Source organism: Mesorhizobium sp. WSM1386, from assembly GCF_055901595.1.
This window is the reverse complement of record NZ_CM148373.1, coordinates 2300174-2320967: the sequence shown is the minus strand read 5'-3', so window position 1 is coordinate 2320967 and position 20794 is coordinate 2300174. Positions and strand designations below refer to the sequence as shown.

Genomic DNA, 20794 nt, shown 5'->3' with positions numbered 1-20794 from the left:
TCGCGAAACTATTGGACCAAACCACGAAAGAAGTCGCGCGGCAAGCAGCTTATAAGGCAACCGTCCCTAGGGTGGCCGCAGAGCGTCCGCCAGATTGCCCGCGGGCGTGCCCGCCAAAAAGACCACGGAGCCTATCTTGACCGATACGACAGCCACCAGCGTCGCTTCCCCCGCGACCGCCGCTTCAGCCCAGGCGACGGCCTTCACCGTCATCCTGGCGGTGAGCCTGTGCCACTGCATCAACGACATCATGCAGTCGCTGCTATCGGCCATCTATCCGCTTCTGAAAGAGAACTACGGCCTCGATTTCTGGCAGATCGGCCTGTTGACCTTCACCTTCCAGGTGACGGCATCCCTGCTGCAGCCGATCATCGGCATGGTCACCGACAAGCGGCCGATGCCCTATTCTCTGCCCTACGGCATGGCCTCGTCGCTGATCGGCCTGGTCGTGCTGGCCTATGCCGGGCATTACTACCTGCTCCTGATCGGCGCCTCGCTGATCGGCATCGGTTCGGCCATCTTCCACCCGGAATCCTCGCGCATCGCCCGCTTCGCTTCCGGCGGCCGGTTCGGCCTGGCGCAATCGCTGTTCCAGGTCGGCGGCAATTTCGGCCAGTCGATGGGCCCCTTGCTGGCCGCCTTCATCGTCGTGCCCTTCGGCCAGACCAGCATCTCCTGGTTCGCCGTCGGCTCGCTGATCGGCATTGTCATCCTGTGGCAGGTCGGCGGCTGGTACAGCCGCCTGCGCGCCGCGCAAGGCAATCGCAAGGCGGCAAGCTTCGTCTCGCCCTTCCCGCGCCGCAAGGTGATGAATGCATTGATCGTGCTGACGCTGCTGGTGCTGAGCAAGAACGCCTACATCGCCAGCCTCGCCAGCTACTATACCTTCTATTCCATCCATAAGTTCGGCGTTTCGGTGCAGATGTCGCAGGTCATGCTGTTCCTGTTCCTCGGCGCCTCGGCGCTCGGCATCCTGCTCGGCGGCCCGTTCGGCGACCGCTATGGGCAAAAGGCGATGATCTGGTTCTCGATCGTCGGCGTGCTGCCGTTCACGCTGGCGCTCCCTTACGCCAATCTGGAATGGACGATGGTTCTGACGGTGCTGATCGGGCTGATCCTGTCCTCGGCCTTCTCCAACATCGTCGTCTTCGCCCAGGAACTTGTGCCCGGCCGCGTCGGCATGATCGCCGGCATCTTCTTCGGCTTCGCTTTCGGCATGGGCGGCATCGCGGCTGCCGTGCTCGGCGTCGTCGCCGACATGAAGGGCATCGATTTCGTCTTCCAGATCTGTTCGTATCTGCCGTTTCTTGGATTGCTGACCGTGTTCCTGCCCAACATGAAGGAAGCCAGGAAGGCACAGGCGGCCGCCTAGATCAGACCGGAAATCCACACAAGGAAAAGCACCCACCAGACGGCGGGTGCTTTTTTCGTTCCGAACGGCCTTATGCCTTGAAGAACGCCAGCAGGTCGGCGTTGATGACGTCCGCGTGGGTTGTCGCCATGCCATGCGGAAAACCCTTGTAGACCTTGAGCTCGCCCTTCCTGAGCAACTTGATCGACAGCAGCGCCGAGTCGGCGATGGGCACGATCTGATCGTCGTCGCCATGCATGACCAGCACCGGCACGTCGATTGCCTTCAGGTCCTCGGTGAAGTCGGTTTCCGAGAAGGCCTTGATGCAATCGTAATGCGCCTTGGTGCCGCCCATCATGCCCTGGCGCCACCAATTGTCGATGACGCCCTGCGACACCTCTGCACCCGGACGGTTGAAGCCGTAGAACGGGCCGGCCGGAACATCGCGGAAGAACTGGGCGCGGTTGGCAGCCTGGGCGGCACGGAACCCGTCGAACACCTCGATCGGCAGGCCGCCGGGATTGGCTGATGTCTTGAGCATGATCGGCGGCACCGCGCCGATCAGCACCGCCTTGGCGACGCGCCCGCCGGCACCGTACTGCGCCACATAACGCGCCACTTCGCCGCCCCCGGTCGAATGACCGACATGGATGGCGTCCTTGAGGTCGAGATGCGCGACAAGTGCCGCGACGTCGGCGGCGTAAGTGTCCATCTCGTTGCCGACATCGGTCTGCGTCGAACGGCCGTGACCACGCCGGTCATGGGCGATGACGCGGTAGCCCTGCGCCAGGAAGAACAGCATCTGGGCGTCCCAATCATCGCTGCTCAACGGCCAGCCGTGATGGAAGACGATGGGCTGACCGGTTCCCCAGTCCTTGTAGTAGATCTGCGTACCGTCCTTGGTGGTGAACGTGCCGCTGCCCGAGCCAGACTTTGTCTGCGAAGCCATCTCAAATCTCCTTTGATTATATTGCGATAAACAATGTCGCGACACCAATACCGCTAACGCAACTCGAAGGCCTTGTCTATAAAAATATGTATCACGATATCATTTTTCGTGGTATGCATCTCGTGATTAATCGGCAAAGGAATGCGTCGTGCCTCTCCCGTTGGACAATCAGCTCTGCTTCACGCTCTATGCCACCTCGATGGCGATCAATCGCACCTACAAGCCGATGCTGGACGAGATGGGGATCACCTATCCGCAATATCTGGTGCTCAACGCGCTTGGAGAGGCCGACGGCATGTCGGTCGGCATCATCGCCAACCGGCTCGCTCTGGAATCGAGCACCATCACACCGTTGGTGAAGCGCATGGAACAGGCGGGGCTGGTCACCCGCCAGCGCAGCCGGGCCGACGAGCGCCAGGTCCAGGTCGACCTGACACCAGCCGGACGCTCGCTGCTCGTCCAGTGCAACTGTCTGAACGAGACCCTGGTCGAGCGCTCGGGCATGACGCTGGCTGAGCTGGACGCCCTGAACCGGCAGATCCAGGCACTGCGTGACGCGTTGATCAGCGAATAGGCCCGCAGGTTAGTCTTCTGTGTTCAGGCTCGCACGAAACGAAATTGGAACAGCCGATTCATGCGGAATGACCTATAGTCTTTCTATTCTGCTATAGGGTATTGCACGTGCAATGCTGCAGAAAAGGTGGGGTAAATGGGCGTCAACAACCCCAAGATAAGTGGCTTCGTCATAACCTACAACAGCGGGGAAATTCTCAAGACCTGCTTGCGTTCTTTGCGCTTTGTCGATGAGCTCATCGTCGTCGACAAATCGTCCACTGACGGCACCGCGGCTGTCGCGGCAGCCTTTGCCGATAAAGTTATTTCCGTACCGTGGTCGCCATTGCCCACCGAGACGCGGTTTGTCGCCTACGATGCATGTTCGCACGACTTCATCCTTTATCTGGATCACGACGAATGCCTCAGCGTCGAAGCCATTCGCTGGGTCAGGGAAAATGCCGGCTCCCACCCGGCTGGCGTGTTTCGCATCCCCAAGCGTGAATACATTATTGGACGCCACGACCATGATGCGTATTACTGGCCATCCTACAATATTCGCGCCTTTCGCCGCGGCGCGGCGGAATTCGTTTCGACGCTGCATGAGGAGGTCGGACGAATAACGGGCGAGATCTACGATGTCCCGCATGATGGAGGCGTGTGCATCCACAATTTGTCGCATCGCGATGCGCACCAATGGATCGAAAAAACCAATCGCTATACGAGCGAGCGAGACCGGGTCTCGTTCTTCGACGCCAGCACCCCTTTAGAGACTTTCGCGCAAAAGCGCATAGCTTACTGGCTAGCCCAATCCAGGTCGCGGTCGGACTACGTCGTCGCCACCGCGTTGCTGCGGGCAGTCTACGATATAGTGGACCGGGTAAAGCTATGGGAAGCGCAGGACGGCCTGGATGGCGACGCGGCATTTGCCGCCGTCTGCTCGGAATTGGAGGCAACCTACGACATTGCCGACCGAGCGAAGCTCTGGGAGACCCGCGGCGGCCCTGAGGGAGAGGCAATATTCGCCGCCGTCCGTAAGGAGATGGAAGCATTTCACAACCCGTTGAGGTCCGACCGCCGTCAAACGTCCGCCCAGGCCGCCAGACCGACAGTTCGACCGAAGCCGCCATCCCGCCTCGAGAAGACATTGAAAAAGATCCGTTCGCACTTGACGGGAAGAAGGCGTTGACGCTGGAAAACGGTGCGCCTGGATTCGTCATGCACGCTCCCCCGCTTCGTGTTTTGACCCTTCTGGTGCGTCACGGGACCCAGAAGTATCCGACCGCATGGCAGGACTTGCGAGCTATGTTCGCCCACCAGTTGCCGGACGTCGCGCATCGCATGCTCGTGATCGACAATTCGTTGCCGGTCGGTCATGGCTCCGATCTCGACCGCGAGGTCGAACTGATCGGCGCGTCGAACGTCGATTGGGAGTTCTCGGCGTGGGACTGTGGCATCAATCATATCGGTGCCAAACTTCATGACTACGATCTGGTTCACTTGGCCACTTCGGCCTTCGCGGCATCCACACCTGACCATCTCAAGTTGATTGATCGCGGTTCGTTACGGTCGCTGCTTGGCTTACAAGGGGCGCTGGGCCGCATTGATTTTCACGACGAGGCTATCTCGATTTTCGGAATCGCTTCGCAGGCATGGCTCCGCAGTTCGTTCATCTTGATGCGCCCACGACAACTCAGCAGCCTGGGATCTTTGGTAAGCGTCGGCAGGAACACCCCGATTTTCAGCGGGAACCCCCGGCAGCCCTTCCGTGAAGACGCGCCGATCTCGCAAGGATGTCAGCGGTTTTTGCAGCGTTGGCTCACCGGCGACGGGGGCAGCAAATGGACTGTCTGGCATTCCAGGTTCGATCTTACGCCTGAAACGCTGCCGTTTTTCGAGAGCAAGGCCCGGGCCATTCTCAATGAGCATATGCTCACCAACCGGTTGCTGGCCAATGGATGCGCGCCTGTCGACATGACATGGCTGGCGCTGAAGGTTCGGGCAGCAAGCACGGAACCCGGCAATTATGTTCCGGACTGGAATATTCCGGACTGGCGCGTGCAGATCACCTCCCGAGCACGACCCAAACGCACTTTGACCCAGAAGCTCCGCCGCCAGTGGCTTAAGCTCATGTCGCGGCAGTAGTGCCTACCATCGGCTGTTGCCCGCGCGCTCGGGCACGGCGCTGGTTGAGCTTGGCGCGCTAATCCGGCAGATCCAAGCGCTGCGTGAGGCGTTGATCCGCGATCAGAACCAGGCGGGCTGGCGACTGCCCCGCCATGGCTTGCACGCCTGCCCGCCTTCCGCTATAGAGCCGCCACCCGCGTAGACACCCTTGGAGGCAACGCGGCGGAAGGCTGCCTTCCCCTTGTGATCCCGAACAAAGGTCCGCGTGAGCGGCTGCCGGCATTCGGACATCCAGGACTGGCGGCTTTCGACGTTTACGGCTTGGGCACATTGCCCGCCGCAAACGCTCCATAACACGCGAAAGGAAAAGCCATGAGCCACGATACTTACGAGCTCAAGGCCGAAGCGCGCGAACAGGTCGGTAAGGGGTCCGCCCGTGCAGTTCGCCGCAACGGTAAAGTGCCTGCAGTAATCTATGGTGACAAGCAGCCTCCCCTGGCGATCGCTCTCACCTACAAGGACATCTACTACAAGATCCATGGCGGCGGGTTCCTGACCACGATCGCCACGATCGATGTCGACGGCAAGAAGATCCAGGTCCTGCCGAAGGACTTTCAGCTCGACCCGGTCAAGGATTTCCCTGTCCATGTCGACTTCCTGCGCATCGGCAAGGACACCGAGGTCAATGTCGACGTGCCTGTCCACTTCATCAATGAGGACAAGTCGCCCGGCATCAAGCGCGGCGGCGTGCTCAACATCGTGCGTCACGAAGTCGAGTTCCACTGCCCGGCCAATGCGATCCCGGAGTTCATCACCATCGATCTCACCGGCACCAACATCGGAGATTCGATCCACATCTCGGCGGTCAAGCTGCCGGCCGGCGTCAAGCCGGTGATCTCCGACCGCGACTTCACCGTCGCAACCATTGCCGGTTCGTCGGCGATGAAGCCGGAGACGGAAGAGACGGTCGAGGTTGCACCGGAAGCGGCTCCGGCCGCCGAAGAGAAGTAACTCTTTCACGCCTGGAGCTGACGATGCCAGAGAAGACAGCGCTTGTCTTTGCAGGCCTCGGCAATCCGGGCGCGAAATACGCTGACAACCGGCACAATGTCGGGTTCATGGCGGCGGACGCAATCGCCCGCCGCCATTCCTTCTCGCCTTGGGCGAAGAAATTCCAGGGCCTGATCGCCGAGGGCACACTCGGCGGCGAAAAGATCATCCTGATCAAACCGCAGACCTTCATGAACCTGTCCGGCCAGTCGGTCGGCGAATTGCTGCGCTTCTACAAGCTTGGCCCCGAGGCACTCACCGTCTTCTACGACGAGATCGACCTTGCAGCGGGCAAGGTTCGGGTCAAGGTCGGTGGCGGCTCCGGCGGCCACAATGGCATCCGCTCGCTCGACCAGCATGTCGGCAAGAACTTCCGCCGTGTTCGCATCGGCGTCGGCCATCCCGGCGTCAAGGAGATGGTGCATGGCCATGTCCTCGGCGACTTCGCCAAGGCCGACCGCGAATGGCTGGACGTTCTGCTCGACACCATAGCCGACGATGCCGGCTTGCTGGCCAAGGGCGACGACAATTCCTTCATGAACCGGGTGACGCTCGCCTTGCGCGACAAGCTCGTGCCGACCGGCGACGATGACCGCCCGCCGTCCAAGGCCCCCAAGGTGCAGGGCCCTAAGGCCCAGAGCCACATCCGCCAGGCGCGCCCGCAGCAGGCGCCGGCCAAGCTGCCGGAAAGTGGCCCGATGGCCGCCATGCTGAAAAAGCTGTTCGGCAAAAACGACGGCTGAGACGGCTGCCGCCGGGCGATCATTCCCGGAGCGAACGAACGCCGGCTGACAATTTCAGACCGCCACGGCTGATGCATCCCTGACCACGCGATCGCCTGCATAGAGCTGCCTGAATTTGTCTGGATTTGCCCCGCGGAAGCAACAAGCACGGCCTCAAGCTTGCCGACCGATGCGGCTTGGGCCGCCGATGCGCCGTCAGCATATCCAATAGTGAAATCCCTCACAGACCATGACCCTGCCGAAGGTCATGGATGCAAAGTGTGGTTGTCGCATGCCTTTCGGCTTTGCCGGGCAGTCGCACGTTTTCACCGACACGAGGGAACTGTTCATGGCCCGAACTCCTTTGACGTTCTCTGCGCTGAGCAGCGCCCTGGCAACCAACAATGCCAGATGGCGGGCGGCCGAAACCCCGATCTCGCTCATGGACCCCAAAAAACGCCTCCAGATGCTGGGCGCCATTCCCAGCGATGAAGCCATCGCCCTGCTCGCGGCGGCACGCAACCAGCCGCCGTCGCTTGCCGCGGCGCCGGGTTTTGCGCCCGCCGTCGACTGGCGCAACAAGAACGGCAATCATATTACCCCGGTCAAGAACCAGGGCGGATGTGGCTCCTGCGTCTCGTTTGGCTCGGTCGGCCTTATCGAGGCGATGTCGCATATCGAGACCGGCCGCTGGTTCGACCTGTCGGAAGCCGACTCGCATTTCTGCTCATCGCACGGCGCCAATTGCGGCGGCTGGTGGCCCGACCAGTGCCTCGACCAGATCAAGGGACGCGGCGTCTGCGACGAAGCCGGCTTCCCCTACCCGTCGGCATTTCCCAACAACGATATCTGGAGCGGCCCCCCGGCCTGCCACGCCGCGCCGAACCGTCCGGCGCGCATCAGCAAGCTGACGGCCGTGCACAAGCTGGTGGATGCGAACGCAATCAAGAACCATCTCAGCAGCGTCGGTCCGGTCGCCGGCTGCTTCACCGTCTACAATGACTTCTTCAACTATTCCGGCGGCATCTACCACCACGTCACCGGCGATGTCGCCGGCGGCCACTGCGTTCTCGTCATCGGCTATTCCGAGGCGGAGCAATGCTGGATCGTCAAGAACTCGTGGGACACGACCTGGGGCATTGGCGGCTTTGGCAAGATCAGCTATGACGACTTCAAATATGACGGCCAGTTGTACCCGATGTACGGCGCAACCGGCATCATCCTGCCATCGTCCGGCTGGCAGCCGATGGGCGGCAAGCTCACCACCGAAGCCGTCGCCGGCAACAACAAAGATGGCCGCATCGAGGTTTTCGCGCGCGGCACCGACAACGCGCTCTGGCACATCTGGCAGACCGCGCCCAACAATGGCTGGGGCGGCTGGGCATCGCTGGGCGGCATCATCACCAGCACCCCGGCCGTCATCAGCAATGCCGACGGCCGGCTTGAGGCGTTCGCCAGGGGAGCCGATGGCGCCCTGTGGCACATCTGGCAGACCGCCCCCAGCAGCGGCTGGAGCGGCTGGGCTTCGCTCGGCGGCGGCATCACCAGCGACCCCAGTGCGGTGCGCAATGTCGACGGACGGGTAGAAGTCTTCGCCAGGGGCAATGACGGCGGCCTCTGGCACATCTGGCAGGGCGGCCCGCAACGGGGCTGGAGCGGCTGGGCTTCGCTTGGCGTCCAGATATCGGGCAATCCGGTAGCTTCCAACAACAAGGACGGCCGCATCGAGGTCTTCGCTCGTGCCAACAACGGGGCAGTGGTGCATCTCTGGCAGACAGCCCCCAACAATGGCTGGAGTTCATGGGCCTCGCTGGGTGGCATTTTGACCAGCGACCTTGCCGTTGGCCAGAACAAGGATGGCCGCCTCGAAGTGTTCGGGCGCGGCACCGACAATGCGCTCTGGCACATCTGGCAGACCGCGCCCAACAATGGCTGGAGCGGCTGGGCATCGCTGGGCGGCATCATCACCAGCGCGCCGGCGCTCGGCCACAATGCCGACGGGCGCATGGAAATCTTCGCCCGTGGCACTGACGGGGCCTGCTGGCACATCTGGCAGACCGCGCCGAGCAATGGCTGGAGCGGCTGGGCATCGCTGGGTGGCGGCATCGTCGGCGACACGGCGATCGTCAACAACAAGGACGGCCGTATGGAAGTCTTCGTGCGCGGCACGGATCTCGCCCTATATCATCGTTGGCAGACGGCTCCCAGCAACGGCTGGAACTGACGACACGGTGATGGGATCCGAAGGCGGCGCGCATCGGCGCGCCGCCCGTCGCCACAAAGGAAGAAGCGATGGCGAACGAACGAGCGACCATGAATTTCCAACCCGCAATCGGCGAGCGGATTGTCGTGGAATTGCCGGCGACGCCTGGCGCGGGCGTCGTCTGGTCGGTTCCGCCGGCGCCGGAGGGCTGCACCATCACCCAGATTGAGAGCAAGCCCGATGACACGGGGATAGGCGGCACAACCTTGCAGCGTTTCACGGTTTCCTGCGGCAAGCCTGGACATATCCAGCTTCGCTTTGAACTGAAGCGGCCGTGGGAAGACACTGTTCGCGCCGTTCAGCCGGTCACCATCGACGTGAAGTAGCGTCCTAAAAACGCGGCTCGAACTGCTCAAAACCGTCGATCGCCCTGGGATGCGGCCTTTCGCGGCCCTGCCCGTGCGACCGCGGGGCTTGACGTTCCTCCCCCCTATCGCCCATAGCCCTCATCAAATTTCGAATTCCCGATAGGACCGGACAAAAATGGGTTTCAAATGCGGCATCGTTGGCTTGCCCAACGTCGGCAAGTCCACGCTCTTCAACGCGTTGACCAGAACGGCGGCGGCGCAGGCCGCCAACTATCCCTTCTGCACCATCGAACCGAACACCGGCGAGGTGGCGGTGCCCGATCCGCGGCTGGGCAAGATCGCCGCGATCGGCAAGTCGAAGGAGATCATCCCGACCCGCATCTCCTTCGTCGACATCGCTGGCCTGGTGCGCGGCGCCTCGAAGGGCGAAGGGCTGGGCAACCAGTTCCTCGCCAACATCCGCGAGGTCGATGCCATCGTGCACGTGCTGCGCTGCTTCGAGGATGACGACATCACCCATGTCGAGGGCCGCATCGACCCCGTCGCCGATGCCGAGACGGTCGAAACCGAGTTGATGCTTGCCGACCTCGACAGCCTCGAGCGCCGTATCGTGCAATTCCGCAAGCGCGCTTCGACCAAGGACAAGGAAGCGACGGCCGTGCTGCCGATGATGGAGGCAGCGCTCGAACTGCTGCAGGCCGGCAAGCCGACCCGCATCCTGCTCAAGGGCATTTCGGCCGAGGACCTGCGCATCCTGCAGGGACTGAACCTGTTGACCTCGCATCCCGTGCTCTATGTCTGCAACGTCGCCGAGGCCGATGCCGCCACCGGCAACGAACACACCAGGGCCGTGGAAAAGATGGCGACCGCCCAGGGCGCCGGCACCGTGGTGATCTCGGCCGCGATCGAGGCCGAAGTCGCCCAGCTCTCGGACGAAGAGGAGATGGAGTTCCTGTCCTCGCTCGGCCTCGACGAGCCCGGCCTGAACAAGGTCATCCGCGCCGGCTACGAGCTGTTGCACCTCATCACCTATTTCACCGTCGGGCCCAAGGAGACGCGCGCCTGGACCATCCACAAGGGCGACAAGGCCCCGCAGGCCGCCGGCGTCATCCACACCGATTTCGAACGCGGCTTCATCCGCGCCCAGACCATCGCCTACAACGACTTCGTCACGCTGGGCGGCGAAGTAGCGGCCAAGGAAGCCGGCAAGGCACGCGATGAAGGCAAGGAATATGTCGTCCAGGACGGCGACATCATGCTGTTCAAGTTCAACACGTGATGCTCGCACGCTAGGCATCCCAAGCATCGTCGCCATCCTGCGGCGATGCACTATCGGCGTATCTCCGAGCTCTGGTGCCATCCCGTCCAATGGCCACTTGTCTTGATTTTTTCATGGCACGGGTCTAAGCGGCGGGCACACGCTCGGCGTGCGACGAAGAGCCGTGCAATCCGACATCAATCCAACCGCCCTTTGATCCAGCAGGGGAGATCTGGCGATGATCAAGGCCTTCGTCGTCGACAATGATCGCCTGCGCCTCACCGACGACCTCCAGGCCAATGGCGACAAGGTGGTCTGGGCCGATCTCGTCAATCCGACCAAGGAGGAAGAGGCCACCATCGAAAGCTGGCTCGGCATCGCCATCCCGACCCGCGAGGAGATGGAGGAGATCGAGATTTCCAGCCGCCTCTACATCGAGGACGGCGCCTACTTCATGACCGCCACCTTGCCCGCCCAGACCGAGGTCGACGATCCCCTGATGTCACCGGTCACGTTCGCGCTCGCCGGCAACAGGCTGATCACGGTGCGCTACCACGAACCGAAGGCGTTCAAGACCTTTCCGCTGCGCGCCGAGAAGGCGGCGACCGGATGCACCAGCGGCGACACCATCCTGATCGGCCTGCTGGAAGCGATCGTCGATCGCCTTGCCGACATTCTCGAGCGCGCCGGCCGTGACGTGGAAGTGATCTCGCGTGACATCTTCCAGGCGACCTCGACCAAGGCGTCGAAGCGCAACCGCGACTTCCAGGAGCTGCTGAAAGCCATCGGCCGCAAGGAGGACATCGCCTCCTCCGTGCGCGACAGCCTGATCTCGCTGCAGCGCCTCGCCGGTTTCCTCGCCCATGTCGCCACCCAGACCAGGATGAGCAAGGATATCCGCGCCCGCATCAAGACCTTGTCGCGCGACGTGCTGTCGCTTGCCGACCACGCCACCTTCCTGTCGCAGAAGATCTCCTTCCTGCTCGACGCCACGCTCGGCATGATCTCGATCGAGCAGAACGCCATCATCAAGATCTTCTCGGTCGCCGCTGTCATCTTCCTGCCGCCAACGCTGGTCGCCTCCATCTACGGCATGAATTTCGACGTCATTCCCGAGCTGAAATGGCAGCTTGGCTATCCCTTCGCCATCGGCCTGATGATCCTGTCGGCGATCCTGCCCTTCTGGTATTTCCGCCGCCGTGGCTGGCTTTGATCGGGTCGCCACGGGCGGACTGCCTGTTGCTGGCGCACCAGAAATAACTTGACCAAACCGCGCCCTGCCTGCATCCGGGATGCCCGATCCCTGCGGATCGCGGATTCCTGAGCCGGATTTCAGACCATGACTGCAAAAACCTGGGCCTATGAGGACTTCGTCGAGGGCACCTCGCTCGACCTCGGCACCAAGCTGGTAAGTGCCGCCGAGATCATCGAATTCGCGCGGGAGTTCGACGCCCAGCCGATGCATCTCGACGAGGAGGCCGGCAAGGCCAGCATCCTTGGCGGGCTGGCGGCCTCGGGCTGGCACACCTGCGCCATGTTCATGCGCATGCTGTGCGATGCCTTCCTGCTGGACTCCACCTGCCAGGGCGCGCCCGGCGTGGACCAGGTCAAATGGAAGAAGCCGGTCCTGGCCGGCGACCAGCTCACCGGCAGCCTCGTGGTTGTCGCCAAGCGCCTGTCGAAATCGAAGCCGCAACTGGGCTTCGTCACCATGCGCAGCGAACTGTTCAACCAGCGCGGCGAAAACGTTTTCGAGCTTGAGAATTCGGTCATGTTCCTCACGCGTGAGGCCGCGGGGAGCCTGGCATGACCCTGGACGAATTCTTCCGCATCGGTGCCACCGTGACGCTGGGCTCGCACACATTCGAGCCCGAGGCGATCAAGGCCTTCGCCCGCAAATACGACCCGCAGATCTTCCATATCGACGAGGAAGCCGCCAGGAAGAGCGTGCTCGGCGGCCTCTGCGCGTCCGGCTGGCATACGGCCGCCACCTGGATGAAACTCAATCTCGAAGCCGGCATGGACACCGAGGGCGCTGCCTGGAGCGGCCTCGGCCTGGTCCCCGAATTCGGCCCCTCGCCCGGCTTCAAGAACCTGAAATGGCTGAAGCCAGTCTACGCCGGCGAGACCGTCACCTTCACGCGCACCGCCCTTTCCCACCGCCCGATCGCCTCGCGCCCCGGCTGGCGCCTGCTGACGCTGCGCTGCGAGGCCTTCGCCTCGGCCGGCGACAAGGTGCTGGAGTTCGAGAGCGCCGTGCTGGTGAAGATGGAGTAGTGGCGCTGGGCGCTCTTCCTTCTCCCCTTGCGGGAGAAGGTGGCCGAGCGAAGCTCGGTCGGATGAGGGGTGTTCCAGCTTGGCGCCGACGGCACTCCGTCACCCACCCCTCAACCGTCTCGGCGCTGCGCGCCGATCCACCTTCTCCCACAAGAAGGGGAGAAGGAAGAACTGTTCCCTCAATGCCCCTCGAACCCGATCAGCGTCCGTACCGGCACACCGAGCGCTTCCAGCTTGGCGCGCCCGCCGAGGTCCGGCAGGTCGATGACGAAGCAGGCGGCGAGGATGTCGGCGCCGATCTGGCGCAAGAGCTTGACCGCCGCCTCCGCCGTGCCGCCGGTGGCGATCAGGTCGTCGACGAGGATCACCTTCTCCCCAGGGGCAACGCCGTCCTTGTGCATCTCCATTTCGTCGAGCCCGTATTCCAGGCTGTAGGCGACGCGCACGGTCTCGTAAGGCAGCTTGCCCTTCTTGCGGATCGGCACGAAGCCAGCTGAGAGCTGGTGGGCGACGGCGCCGCCAAGGATGAAGCCGCGCGCCTCGATGCCGGCGATCTTGTCGATCTTCTGACCGGCATAGGGATGCACCAGCTCGTCGATGGCGCGGCGGAAAGCGCGCGCATTGCCAAGCAGCGTCGTGATGTCGCGAAACAGGATGCCGGGCTTGGGATAGTCCGGGATGGTGCGGATCGACGCCAGCAGCGTGTCTTCGAGCGAGGGTTTCATGAGACGGCTCTCCGGATGATCCAACTGACACGCGTGAAAGGCGGCAGGGTCCGATCGTAACCCGGCGCGACCGACAACGGCTAGCGCGATGTGGCGGCCGAGACAAGCCGCATCCGGAAGGGATCGATCTAGCAGACCCCAGCCATATTCCGCATCCGCATGATCCGCGATGGTCCGCCCGACCCCGACTATCTGAAACGGAGATTGGAGCGCGACAATTGCCCGATCGAACTGCAGCCCATCAGCTTCATGCCGCGTTCGACCTCGACCCGCATCTGCTCGAGCGCCCTTTCGACACCCGGTTGGCCGGCCGCCGCCAGGGGAAACATATAGTACCGGCCAATGCCGACGGCCTTGGCCCCGAGCGACAGTGCCTTCAGCACATGGGTGCCGCGCTGCACACCGCCATCCATGATGACGTCGATCTTGTCGCCGACGGCATCGACGACCTCGGCAAGCTGGTCGAATGCCGCCCGCGAGCCATCCAACTGCCGCCCACCATGGTTGGACAGTACGATGCCGCTGCAGCCAATATCGACGGCGCGTCTGGCATCCTCCACCGACATGATACCCTTGAGGCAGAACGGACCCGACCACTGCCTGACCATCTCGGCGACATCATCCCAGGTCATCGACGGATCGAGCATCTCGGTGAAGTAGCGGCTGATCGACATCGTGCCGCCGCCCATGTCGACATGTTCGTCGAGCTGCGGCAACTTGAAGCCCTCATGGGTGAAATAGTTGACTGCCCAAGCCGGCTTCAGCGCGAACTGCGCCATGCCGGCAAGGTTGAGTTTGAAGGGAATGGCAAAGCCAGTGCGCTTGTCGCGTTCGCGATTGCCCCCGGTGATGCTGTCGACGGTCAGCATCATCACTTCTACGCCAACCTGCTTTGCCCGCTGCATCATCGCCCGGTTGAGGCCGCGATCTCGGTGGAAGTAGAACTGGTAGATCTGCGGGCTGCTGCTGATCCTGCGCACCTCCTCGAGGCTGACGGTGCCGAGCGTGGAAACACCGAACATCGTGCCGTATTTGGCCGCGGCTTTGGCGACCGCCCTCTCGCCCTGATGGTGGAAAAGCCGCTGCAGGGCAGTCGGCGAGCAATAGAACGGCATAGCCAATTTCTGACCCATGACGGTCACCGACATGTCGATCTCGCTCACCCCGCGCAGGACGTTGGGGACCAGGTCACAGCTTTCGAAACTTGCGGTGTTGCGGCGATAGGTGACCTCGTCATCGGCCGCGCCATCGATGTAATTGAAGATCGGCCCCGGCAGCTTTCGCTGCGCCATCCGCCGGAAATCGGAAAAATTGTGACAGTCGCTGAGCCGCATCATCGATTTCCAAGGCCATGGCTGACGAAGCCTTTGCCGCTGTTGAAGTATCAACCAGATGCGGCCCTGCCAACGAACTAATTGCTGAACTCCCCATAGAGCACGGCCCTGAACACGAAAAGGGGCGCCTGAAGCGCCCCTCTCTGCCGAGATTGCCGGCGAAGTCTTACATGCCGAGGTCGGAACGCAGCTCGGCCCTGGCCACCTCATATTCGGCCTTGAAATCGTCCCGGTTGAGCAGGACCGCGGCAATGACGCTGCCGGAAATCTTGCCCATCTCGACATCGGACGGATAATGGATGCCGCCGACAACGCGGTTGTGGGCGTATTCGGCCGCGCGCGCCATGATCTCGGCGCGCCTCTCCGGAACCATGTCGGCCAGGATGATGCCCATCATGGTGCCGACAGTGGCGTGGCCGGACGGCCAGGAGCCGGAGCTCGACAGCTTGACCGCCGGCTTGACGAGATCGCTGAGCTGGTGCGGGCGCGGACGTTTCCAGACATCCTTGGCCGGGTCGACGACAGCACCTTCTGTGGCCACGACGCGGTCGAAGAAAGCGCTGAATTTCGGCAGCTTTTCCGCAGTGAAATTCGGCCCCATGACATCGGCGAAGCGCCAGACATTCTCTTCGGCATCGGCGACGGCGCGGGCTTCCATCTCGGGCGTGCGCGTCACCTGCAGCGTCAGCACCTCGCCGAGTTCGGCCTTGGTCTCGGCCGAATCGTTCGCCGGTGGAGGCGGCAGGATCATCGTCAGATCGACGTCCTTGTTGGTGACGAAGGGTTTTGCGTCTTCGGCCTGGGCGGCCGAGCCGATGACCAGCAGCAGCAGACCAGCCGCGAGCGATGCGTATTTCTTCATAGGACAATCCTTTGTTCGAGAATGCCGCAGGATCGCCAGATGCGGTGACGGCCATGTGACATGACCGTCACCGGACGCAAAAAGGGCGCCTCTCGGCGCCCCCTGCATTTTGCTATGTCCGCCCCGCTCAGTGGGCGATGCCTTCCCACACCTTGCGCTTGGTCAGATAGACCAGCGCGCCGAACAGCAGCAGGAACACCAGCACGCGGAAGCCCATTTTCTTGCGGTCTTCCATGTGCGGCTCGGCGGCCCATGTCAGGAAGGCGGCCACGTCGCGGGAATACTGGTCGACGGTCTGCGGCGAGCCGTCATCATAGGTCACCTGGCCGTCGGAGAGCGGCTTGGGCATCTTCAGCGACACGCCCGACATGAAGTACGGATTGTAGTGCGTGCCTTCCGGGATGACCATTCCGGCCGGCGGCGTTTGATCGTAGCCGGTCAGCAGCGAATGGATGTAGTCGGGGCCGCCCGCGTCATACTGGGTGAAGATGTCGAAGACGAACTGCGGAAAGCCGCGCTCGACGCCGCGAGCCTTGGCCAGCAGCGACATGTCGGGCGGGGCAGCGCCGCCATTGGAGGCAGCGGCGGCTTCCTCATTGGCGAACGGCGCCGGGAAATGGTCTGACGGCTTGCCGGGACGGTCGAACATGTCGCCGGCATCGTTGGGGCCGTCATGGATGGTATATTCGGCCGACAGCGTCTTGACCTGGGCGTCACTGTAGCCGAGGTCCGAAAGCGTGCGGAACGCCACCAAATTCATCGAGTGACAGGCCGAGCACACTTCCTTGTAGACCTTCAGGCCGCGCTGCAGCTGCGCTTTGTCATAGGTGCCGAACGGGCCGGTGAAGCTCCAGTTCATCTCCTTCGGCTCGTCGATCGGGAAATGCGTCGGTGCGGCTGCATTGTGCGCCTCTTCGGCGGCGAATGCCCAAGTGCCTCCAGTTCCAACGCCGGCGGCCACAAGGCCGATCAGCGCCAGCGAGGTGAGAATCTTTTTCATGCCAAATCCCCTTAGATTCTCTACCGCTCTGTCTTCCTGTTTGAGCATGATCTCTGGACAAACGGTTCCGTTTGTCCGGGAAAACCGGTTCCCACTTTTCGGGATCATGCTCTAGCCCTTGGTCTCTGGTGCGGCCGTGGCGCCCGCCGGATGCCCGCTGCCGCCCTTGTTCTTTTCGAGCACCGCCTCGGTGATCGAGTTCGGCACCCTGCGCGGCGTCTCGATCAGGCCGAGCACTGGCAGCGCGATCAGGAAGAAGGCGAAGTAGAACAGCGTCGCCATCTGCGCCATGAACACATAGCTGCCTTCCGCCGGCTGCGAGCCCAGCCAGCCGAGCAGGATGGCATCGGCCACGAACAGCCAGAAGAACAGCTTGTACCAGGGCCGGTAGACCGCCGAACGCACCTTGGAAGTGTCGAGCCACGGCACCAGGAACAGCATGACGATGGCACCGAACATGCATAGCACGCCGCCGAGCTTGGAGTTGATCGGCCCGATGTTGAAGGTGATGGCGCGCAGGATCGCGTAGAACGGCAGGAAGTACCATTCCGGCACGATATGGGCCGGGGTCTTCAGCGGGTTGGCGACCGTGTAATTGTCCGGATGGCCGAGATAGTTCGGCAGGTAGAAGACGAAATAGGCGAAGAAGAACAGGAACACGATCATGCCGAACGCGTCCTTGATGGTCGCGTAAGGGGTGAAGGCGACGGTGTCGGTCTTCGATTTGACCTCGATGCCGGTCGGGTTCGACTGGCCCACGACATGCAGCGCCCAGACGTGCAGCACGACGACGCCGGCGATCATGAACGGCAGCAGGTAATGCAGCGCGAAGAAGCGGTTGAGCGTCGGGTTGTCGACGGCGAAGCCGCCCAGCAGCAACTGCTGGATCCAGTCGCCGACCAGCGGAATGGCGCTGAAGAAGCCTGTGATGACGGTGGCGCCCCAAAAACTCATCTGTCCCCATGGCAGCACGTAGCCCATGAAGCCGGTCGCCATCATCAGGAGGTAGATGATGCAGCCGAGGATCCAGAGCAGTTCGCGCGGCGCCTTGTAGGAGCCGTAATAGAGGCCACGGAAGATGTGGATATAGACGGCGACGAAGAAGAACGAGGCGCCGTTGGCATGCATGTAGCGCAGGAGCCAGCCGGAATTGACGTCGCGCATGATCTTCTCGACCGAGCCGAAGGCTAGATTGGTGTCGGCCGTGTAGTGCATGGCCAGCACGATGCCGGTCAGGATCTGCGCCACCAGCATGATCGACAGGATGCCGCCGAAGGTCCAGGCATAGTTGAGGTTGCGCGGCACCGGATAGCCGACGAAGCTGTCATAGACCAGCCGCGGCAGCGGCATGCGGGCGTCGAACCAGCGTTCGATACCGGTCTTGGGCGTGTAGGTCGAGTGTCCCTCGCTCATCGAAATATCCCCTGCCTCAACCGATAAGGATCTTGGTATCGGAAATGAACTTGAATACCGGCACGGCCATGTTCTCGGGTGCCGGGCCTTTGCGGATGCGGCCGGCGGTATCGTATTGCGAGCCGTGGCACGGGCAGAACCAGCCGCCGAAATCGCCTTCCTGGCCGAGCGGAATGCAGCCCAGATGGGTGCAGACCTGAACCATCACCATCCAGGCTTCCTTGCCAGGCGTGGTGCGGTTGGCGTCGGTCGCCGGCGCGTCGGCCGGAAGGTTGGCATTGCGGGCGATCGGATCCTTGAGATCGGAGAGCTTGACGGCCTCGCCGTCCTTCATTTCCTGTTCGGTGCGGTTGCGCACCACGACCGGCTTGCCGCGCCACTTGACGATCAAGGACATGCCCGGCGTCAGCGAGGCGACATCGACCTCGACCGAGGCAAGCGCCAGCGTCGAGGCATCGGGGCGCATCTGGTCGATGAAGGGCCAGGCAACGGCGCCGGCGCCGACCACGGCTGCCATGCCGGTGGCGACGTAGAGAAAATCTCGACGGTTGGGATCGTGGGTATCGGTTGCGCTCACGGGTGCCTGATCCTTTCGCCTCTTCCGCGCCGGTGGCCGAGCCTGTTCCCCGCTCAATCACGCCAACCCGACAGCGCATGGCGAACAGGCTAGCGAATTCCTCCGGCATTTGGACTTCGGTTTATGCGTGAAGCCCGTTTTTGTCCAGACGGGTGAAGGCACAAGGGCAGATTGTCGCGGGGACAAAATCCGCCACTGCGCGGCAAGGCGGCGAATGGTCGCAAAAGGCGGCTAAACAACCGGGAAACAACCGCAAATCCAATGCCCCGGTTCACCTCGACACAGGACGCCGCTGTGATCTATCCTTGCTTGCATGGCACACGTCATCGATCGCGAGGAATGGGCCGTTCGCCCCGACCGCTGGAAGGGTGAACTGCAGTGCGGCGCCTATGGCTCCAACTCCTGCCTGATTTTCAATCACCTGCCCGATGTCGGCGGCGGCCCCCGGTTGCACTCCCATCCCTACGCGGAGATCTTCATCATCCGCCAGGGCACCGGCCTGTTCACGGTCGGCGACCAGGAAATCGAGGCCACCGCCGGCCAGATCCTGATCGTGCCGCCCCACACGCCGCACAAATTCACCAATCTCGGGCCGGGCCCGCTGGAAACGACGGACATCCACGAGAACGGCACGTTCATCACCGAATGGCTGGAGTGAATCCGGCATAGCCCTGTCGAGTTCCCGATTGCCGCCTAGATCTATGGCGTGGGCAGCGGGCCAGGACGTGCAGGACATGCGAACGTCAAACATCGAAATCGAAGGGCTGAGCATCGCCATCCGCGAGGCAGGCCCGGCCGATGCGCCTGCCTTCCTCCTGCTGCATGGGTGGCCGCAAAGCTCCTACGCGTTCGAACGCGTGATCGGCCGGCTGGCCACCGATTACCGGGTCGTCGCTCCCGACCTGCCCTGCATCGGCGGCTCGCAAGGCATGCCCAAGGCCGGCGACAAGAAAACCCTGGCGAGGCTGATGAGGGGCATTGCCGAGGCTTGCGGGCTGCGCCAACTCGTGGCCGCCGGCCATGATGTCGGCGGCCAGATCGTGTTCGCTCTGTTGCGTGACCATCCCGAGATTCTTTCTGGCGCGGCGATCATGGATGTCGTCGTTCCGGGTGTCGCGCCGTGGGAGGAGGTCATTCGCAATCCGATGATCTGGCATTTTGCGTTTCATGCGGTCCCGGCATTGCCGGAAACGCTGGTGAGCGGCCATCAGAGCGCCTATCTCGACTTCTTCTTCAATGCGCTTTCGAAGGATCGGGCAGCGATTCCCGCGGACGCCAGGGAAATCTACGCAAGAGCCTATTCCCGGCCGGAAAGCCTTCAGGCCGGCTTCGATTGGTACCGCGCCTTCCCCGAAGACGCCAAAACCAATGCGCTTGCGCCCACCCAGCCGATCGCGATCCCGGTTCTGTATCTGAGGGGGGCGGCCGAGTCCGGCGACATCGGCGACTATGTCGACGGGCTGCGGACAGCAGGGCTGTCAAATGTCGAAGGCGACATCATCGCCGACAGCGGACACTTCGTCGCCGACGAGAACCCCGAAGCGCTCGCCGTCCGCCTGGCGAGATTTCACAGGGAAATCAGCGCAGGCTGACCGTCCCCCACCTACATCGCGCCCAGCCTGACCAGCACCGCCTTCGGGATGTTGTATTCGCGGATGACCGCATCATGTCGTCGAAGGCCGCACAGTTCGCGCTGGATGAAGTAGGCGTGCACTGCCTTGGCAGCCTCCTTCAGGAGCATCGAGCGTATCTGTTCGTCAGCATTGTCGCGCAGCCTTGCCAGCGTTTCCTCGACCTTCTGCCCGGCGCGGCCGAGCGCGGCCGCCTTCTCGGCCAGGATCTCGTGGCCAAGCGCATCGAAGGCGGCTTCGGCAGCGGTAGCGCTCGTCGAACCAGAAGGGGGGCGTAGAGACATCAGCGGGCCTCCAAGTCATTGGCTGCCGGCAGGGAAAGTCCAGAACGGTCGGAGAGGAACTTAAGCAATTCCAACCGGAGCTTATTGAGCACCTCTGTCTCTAGCGGCAAG

At 62.5% G+C, this 20794-nt stretch carries 22 protein-coding genes; 14 read left to right on the top strand and 8 right to left on the bottom strand.

Features of this window, described 5'->3' with window-relative positions:
• Positions 1–136 precede the first annotated feature (136 nt).
• Positions 137–1372 carry an MFS transporter gene (locus AC0NIH_RS11365; RefSeq protein WP_031250357.1) on the top strand — a complete coding sequence of 412 codons (1236 nt, stop codon included), beginning with the start codon at positions 137–139 and terminating at the stop codon, positions 1370–1372.
• A 70-nt stretch (positions 1373–1442) separates the two neighbouring features.
• Here the strand turns inward: AC0NIH_RS11365 and AC0NIH_RS11360 are convergent, their stop codons facing one another.
• Complete coding sequence (locus AC0NIH_RS11360; RefSeq protein ID WP_023779601.1) at positions 1443–2300, bottom strand: alpha/beta fold hydrolase; 858 nt, start codon at positions 2298–2300, stop codon at positions 1443–1445.
• Positions 2301–2448: 148 nt separating this feature from the next.
• Between AC0NIH_RS11360 and AC0NIH_RS11355 the strand changes: the two genes are divergently transcribed.
• The 11 genes from AC0NIH_RS11355 to AC0NIH_RS11305 all read left to right on the top strand — a co-directional run bounded on the left by AC0NIH_RS11355 (position 2449) and on the right by AC0NIH_RS11305 (position 12857).
• A complete protein-coding gene (locus AC0NIH_RS11355; RefSeq protein ID WP_473467966.1) occupies positions 2449–2874 on the top strand; it encodes a MarR family winged helix-turn-helix transcriptional regulator in 426 nt (141 codons plus the stop codon).
• A gap of 135 nt (positions 2875–3009) precedes the next feature.
• On the top strand, positions 3010–4041 hold the full coding sequence (locus AC0NIH_RS11350; protein WP_473467964.1) for a glycosyltransferase: 1032 nt from the start codon (positions 3010–3012) through the stop codon (positions 4039–4041).
• A complete protein-coding gene (locus AC0NIH_RS11345) occupies positions 4038–4997 on the top strand; it encodes a hypothetical protein (protein ID WP_473467962.1) in 960 nt (319 codons plus the stop codon). Before AC0NIH_RS11350 ends, AC0NIH_RS11345 begins: the two co-directional genes overlap by 4 nt.
• A 354-nt stretch (positions 4998–5351) precedes the next feature.
• Positions 5352–5990, top strand: coding sequence for a 50S ribosomal protein L25/general stress protein Ctc (locus AC0NIH_RS11340; RefSeq protein WP_023768833.1), 639 nt, complete (start codon positions 5352–5354; stop codon positions 5988–5990).
• A gap of 23 nt (positions 5991–6013) precedes the next feature.
• Positions 6014–6772 carry an aminoacyl-tRNA hydrolase gene (gene pth, locus AC0NIH_RS11335; RefSeq protein WP_023768834.1) on the top strand — a complete coding sequence of 253 codons (759 nt, stop codon included), beginning with the start codon at positions 6014–6016 and terminating at the stop codon, positions 6770–6772.
• 421 nt (positions 6773–7193) lie between these two features.
• Complete coding sequence (locus tag AC0NIH_RS11330; protein WP_473467959.1) at positions 7194–8975, top strand: DUF8189 domain-containing protein; 1782 nt, start codon at positions 7194–7196, stop codon at positions 8973–8975.
• A 68-nt stretch (positions 8976–9043) separates the two neighbouring features.
• Positions 9044–9340, top strand: a complete 297-nt coding sequence (locus AC0NIH_RS11325) for a protease inhibitor I42 family protein (protein ID WP_473467958.1) — start codon at positions 9044–9046, stop codon at positions 9338–9340.
• 157 nt (positions 9341–9497) lie between these two features.
• Positions 9498–10601: a redox-regulated ATPase YchF gene (gene ychF / locus AC0NIH_RS11320; RefSeq protein WP_224687719.1), complete on the top strand. Its 1104-nt coding sequence runs from the start codon at positions 9498–9500 to the stop codon at positions 10599–10601.
• 217 nt (positions 10602–10818) lie between these two features.
• Positions 10819–11793, top strand: a complete 975-nt coding sequence (corA, locus tag AC0NIH_RS11315; RefSeq protein ID WP_013893477.1) for a magnesium/cobalt transporter CorA — start codon at positions 10819–10821, stop codon at positions 11791–11793.
• A 126-nt stretch (positions 11794–11919) separates the two neighbouring features.
• Positions 11920–12390 (top strand): MaoC family dehydratase, encoded by a 471-nt coding sequence (locus tag AC0NIH_RS11310; protein WP_286437967.1) that lies wholly within the window; start codon positions 11920–11922, stop codon positions 12388–12390.
• Positions 12387–12857 (top strand): MaoC family dehydratase, encoded by a 471-nt coding sequence (locus AC0NIH_RS11305; protein WP_473467955.1) that lies wholly within the window; start codon positions 12387–12389, stop codon positions 12855–12857. Before AC0NIH_RS11310 ends, AC0NIH_RS11305 begins: the two co-directional genes overlap by 4 nt.
• 179 nt (positions 12858–13036) lie before the next feature.
• Here AC0NIH_RS11305 and AC0NIH_RS11300 read toward each other — a convergent pair whose 3' ends face one another.
• The 6 genes from AC0NIH_RS11300 to petA all read right to left on the bottom strand — a co-directional run bounded on the left by AC0NIH_RS11300 (position 13037) and on the right by petA (position 18768).
• Positions 13037–13582 carry an adenine phosphoribosyltransferase gene (locus AC0NIH_RS11300; protein WP_013893474.1) on the bottom strand — a complete coding sequence of 182 codons (546 nt, stop codon included), beginning with the start codon at positions 13580–13582 and terminating at the stop codon, positions 13037–13039.
• Positions 13583–13770: 188 nt separating this feature from the next.
• Positions 13771–14916 (bottom strand): alpha-hydroxy acid oxidase, encoded by a 1146-nt coding sequence (locus AC0NIH_RS11295; protein ID WP_473467953.1) that lies wholly within the window; start codon positions 14914–14916, stop codon positions 13771–13773.
• Positions 14917–15082: 166 nt separating this feature from the next.
• The gene (locus tag AC0NIH_RS11290; RefSeq protein ID WP_287269358.1) at positions 15083–15778 is read right to left on the bottom strand and encodes an acid phosphatase; all 696 of its coding nucleotides are present in this window, start codon (positions 15776–15778) and stop codon (positions 15083–15085) included.
• A 127-nt stretch (positions 15779–15905) separates the two neighbouring features.
• On the bottom strand, positions 15906–16778 hold the full coding sequence (locus AC0NIH_RS11285) for a cytochrome c1 (protein WP_023779589.1): 873 nt from the start codon (positions 16776–16778) through the stop codon (positions 15906–15908).
• A 111-nt stretch (positions 16779–16889) separates the two neighbouring features.
• The gene (locus AC0NIH_RS11280) at positions 16890–18191 is read right to left on the bottom strand and encodes a cytochrome b (RefSeq protein ID WP_473467951.1); all 1302 of its coding nucleotides are present in this window, start codon (positions 18189–18191) and stop codon (positions 16890–16892) included.
• 16 nt (positions 18192–18207) lie between these two features.
• Positions 18208–18768, bottom strand: coding sequence for a ubiquinol-cytochrome c reductase iron-sulfur subunit (gene petA / locus AC0NIH_RS11275; protein WP_013893469.1), 561 nt, complete (start codon positions 18766–18768; stop codon positions 18208–18210).
• Between the two features lie 313 nt (positions 18769–19081).
• Here petA and AC0NIH_RS11270 point away from each other — a divergent pair, with 313 nt between their 5' ends.
• Complete coding sequence (locus AC0NIH_RS11270; protein WP_023768030.1) at positions 19082–19426, top strand: cupin domain-containing protein; 345 nt, start codon at positions 19082–19084, stop codon at positions 19424–19426.
• Positions 19427–19502: 76 nt separating this feature from the next.
• Entirely contained in the window at positions 19503–20360 is an 858-nt protein-coding gene (locus AC0NIH_RS11265; protein WP_473467948.1) for an alpha/beta fold hydrolase, read from the top strand.
• A gap of 11 nt (positions 20361–20371) precedes the next feature.
• On the opposite strand, the gene AC0NIH_RS11260 is transcribed toward AC0NIH_RS11265, so the two are convergent.
• On the bottom strand, positions 20372–20683 hold the full coding sequence (locus AC0NIH_RS11260; protein WP_473467947.1) for a DUF6665 family protein: 312 nt from the start codon (positions 20681–20683) through the stop codon (positions 20372–20374).
• Between the last annotated feature and the right edge of the window lie 111 nt (positions 20684–20794).

What these genes read in the sequence shown, in the direction of transcription:
- ychF (WP_224687719.1), top strand. Translation starts at nt 9,498, where the DNA reads ATGGGTTTCAAATGCGGCATCGTTGGCTTGCCCAACGTCGGCAAGTCC.
- AC0NIH_RS11325 (WP_473467958.1), top strand. Translation starts at nt 9,044, where the DNA reads ATGGCGAACGAACGAGCGACCATGAATTTCCAACCCGCAATCGGCGAG.
- corA (WP_013893477.1), top strand. Translation starts at nt 10,819, where the DNA reads ATGATCAAGGCCTTCGTCGTCGACAATGATCGCCTGCGCCTCACCGAC.
- pth (WP_023768834.1), top strand. Translation starts at nt 6,014, where the DNA reads ATGCCAGAGAAGACAGCGCTTGTCTTTGCAGGCCTCGGCAATCCGGGC.
- AC0NIH_RS11295 (WP_473467953.1), bottom strand. Translation starts at nt 14,916, where the DNA reads ATGCGGCTCAGCGACTGTCACAATTTTTCCGATTTCCGGCGGATGGCG.
- AC0NIH_RS11350 (WP_473467964.1), top strand. Translation starts at nt 3,010, where the DNA reads ATGGGCGTCAACAACCCCAAGATAAGTGGCTTCGTCATAACCTACAAC.
- AC0NIH_RS11285 (WP_023779589.1), bottom strand. Translation starts at nt 16,778, where the DNA reads ATGAAAAAGATTCTCACCTCGCTGGCGCTGATCGGCCTTGTGGCCGCC.
- AC0NIH_RS11290 (WP_287269358.1), bottom strand. Translation starts at nt 15,778, where the DNA reads ATGAAGAAATACGCATCGCTCGCGGCTGGTCTGCTGCTGCTGGTCATC.
- AC0NIH_RS11305 (WP_473467955.1), top strand. Translation starts at nt 12,387, where the DNA reads ATGACCCTGGACGAATTCTTCCGCATCGGTGCCACCGTGACGCTGGGC.
- AC0NIH_RS11270 (WP_023768030.1), top strand. Translation starts at nt 19,082, where the DNA reads ATGGCACACGTCATCGATCGCGAGGAATGGGCCGTTCGCCCCGACCGC.
- AC0NIH_RS11340 (WP_023768833.1), top strand. Translation starts at nt 5,352, where the DNA reads ATGAGCCACGATACTTACGAGCTCAAGGCCGAAGCGCGCGAACAGGTC.
- AC0NIH_RS11300 (WP_013893474.1), bottom strand. Translation starts at nt 13,582, where the DNA reads ATGAAACCCTCGCTCGAAGACACGCTGCTGGCGTCGATCCGCACCATC.
- AC0NIH_RS11260 (WP_473467947.1), bottom strand. Translation starts at nt 20,683, where the DNA reads ATGTCTCTACGCCCCCCTTCTGGTTCGACGAGCGCTACCGCTGCCGAA.
- AC0NIH_RS11265 (WP_473467948.1), top strand. Translation starts at nt 19,503, where the DNA reads ATGCGAACGTCAAACATCGAAATCGAAGGGCTGAGCATCGCCATCCGC.
- AC0NIH_RS11310 (WP_286437967.1), top strand. Translation starts at nt 11,920, where the DNA reads ATGACTGCAAAAACCTGGGCCTATGAGGACTTCGTCGAGGGCACCTCG.
- AC0NIH_RS11330 (WP_473467959.1), top strand. Translation starts at nt 7,194, where the DNA reads ATGGACCCCAAAAAACGCCTCCAGATGCTGGGCGCCATTCCCAGCGAT.
- AC0NIH_RS11360 (WP_023779601.1), bottom strand. Translation starts at nt 2,300, where the DNA reads ATGGCTTCGCAGACAAAGTCTGGCTCGGGCAGCGGCACGTTCACCACC.
- AC0NIH_RS11280 (WP_473467951.1), bottom strand. Translation starts at nt 18,191, where the DNA reads ATGAGCGAGGGACACTCGACCTACACGCCCAAGACCGGTATCGAACGC.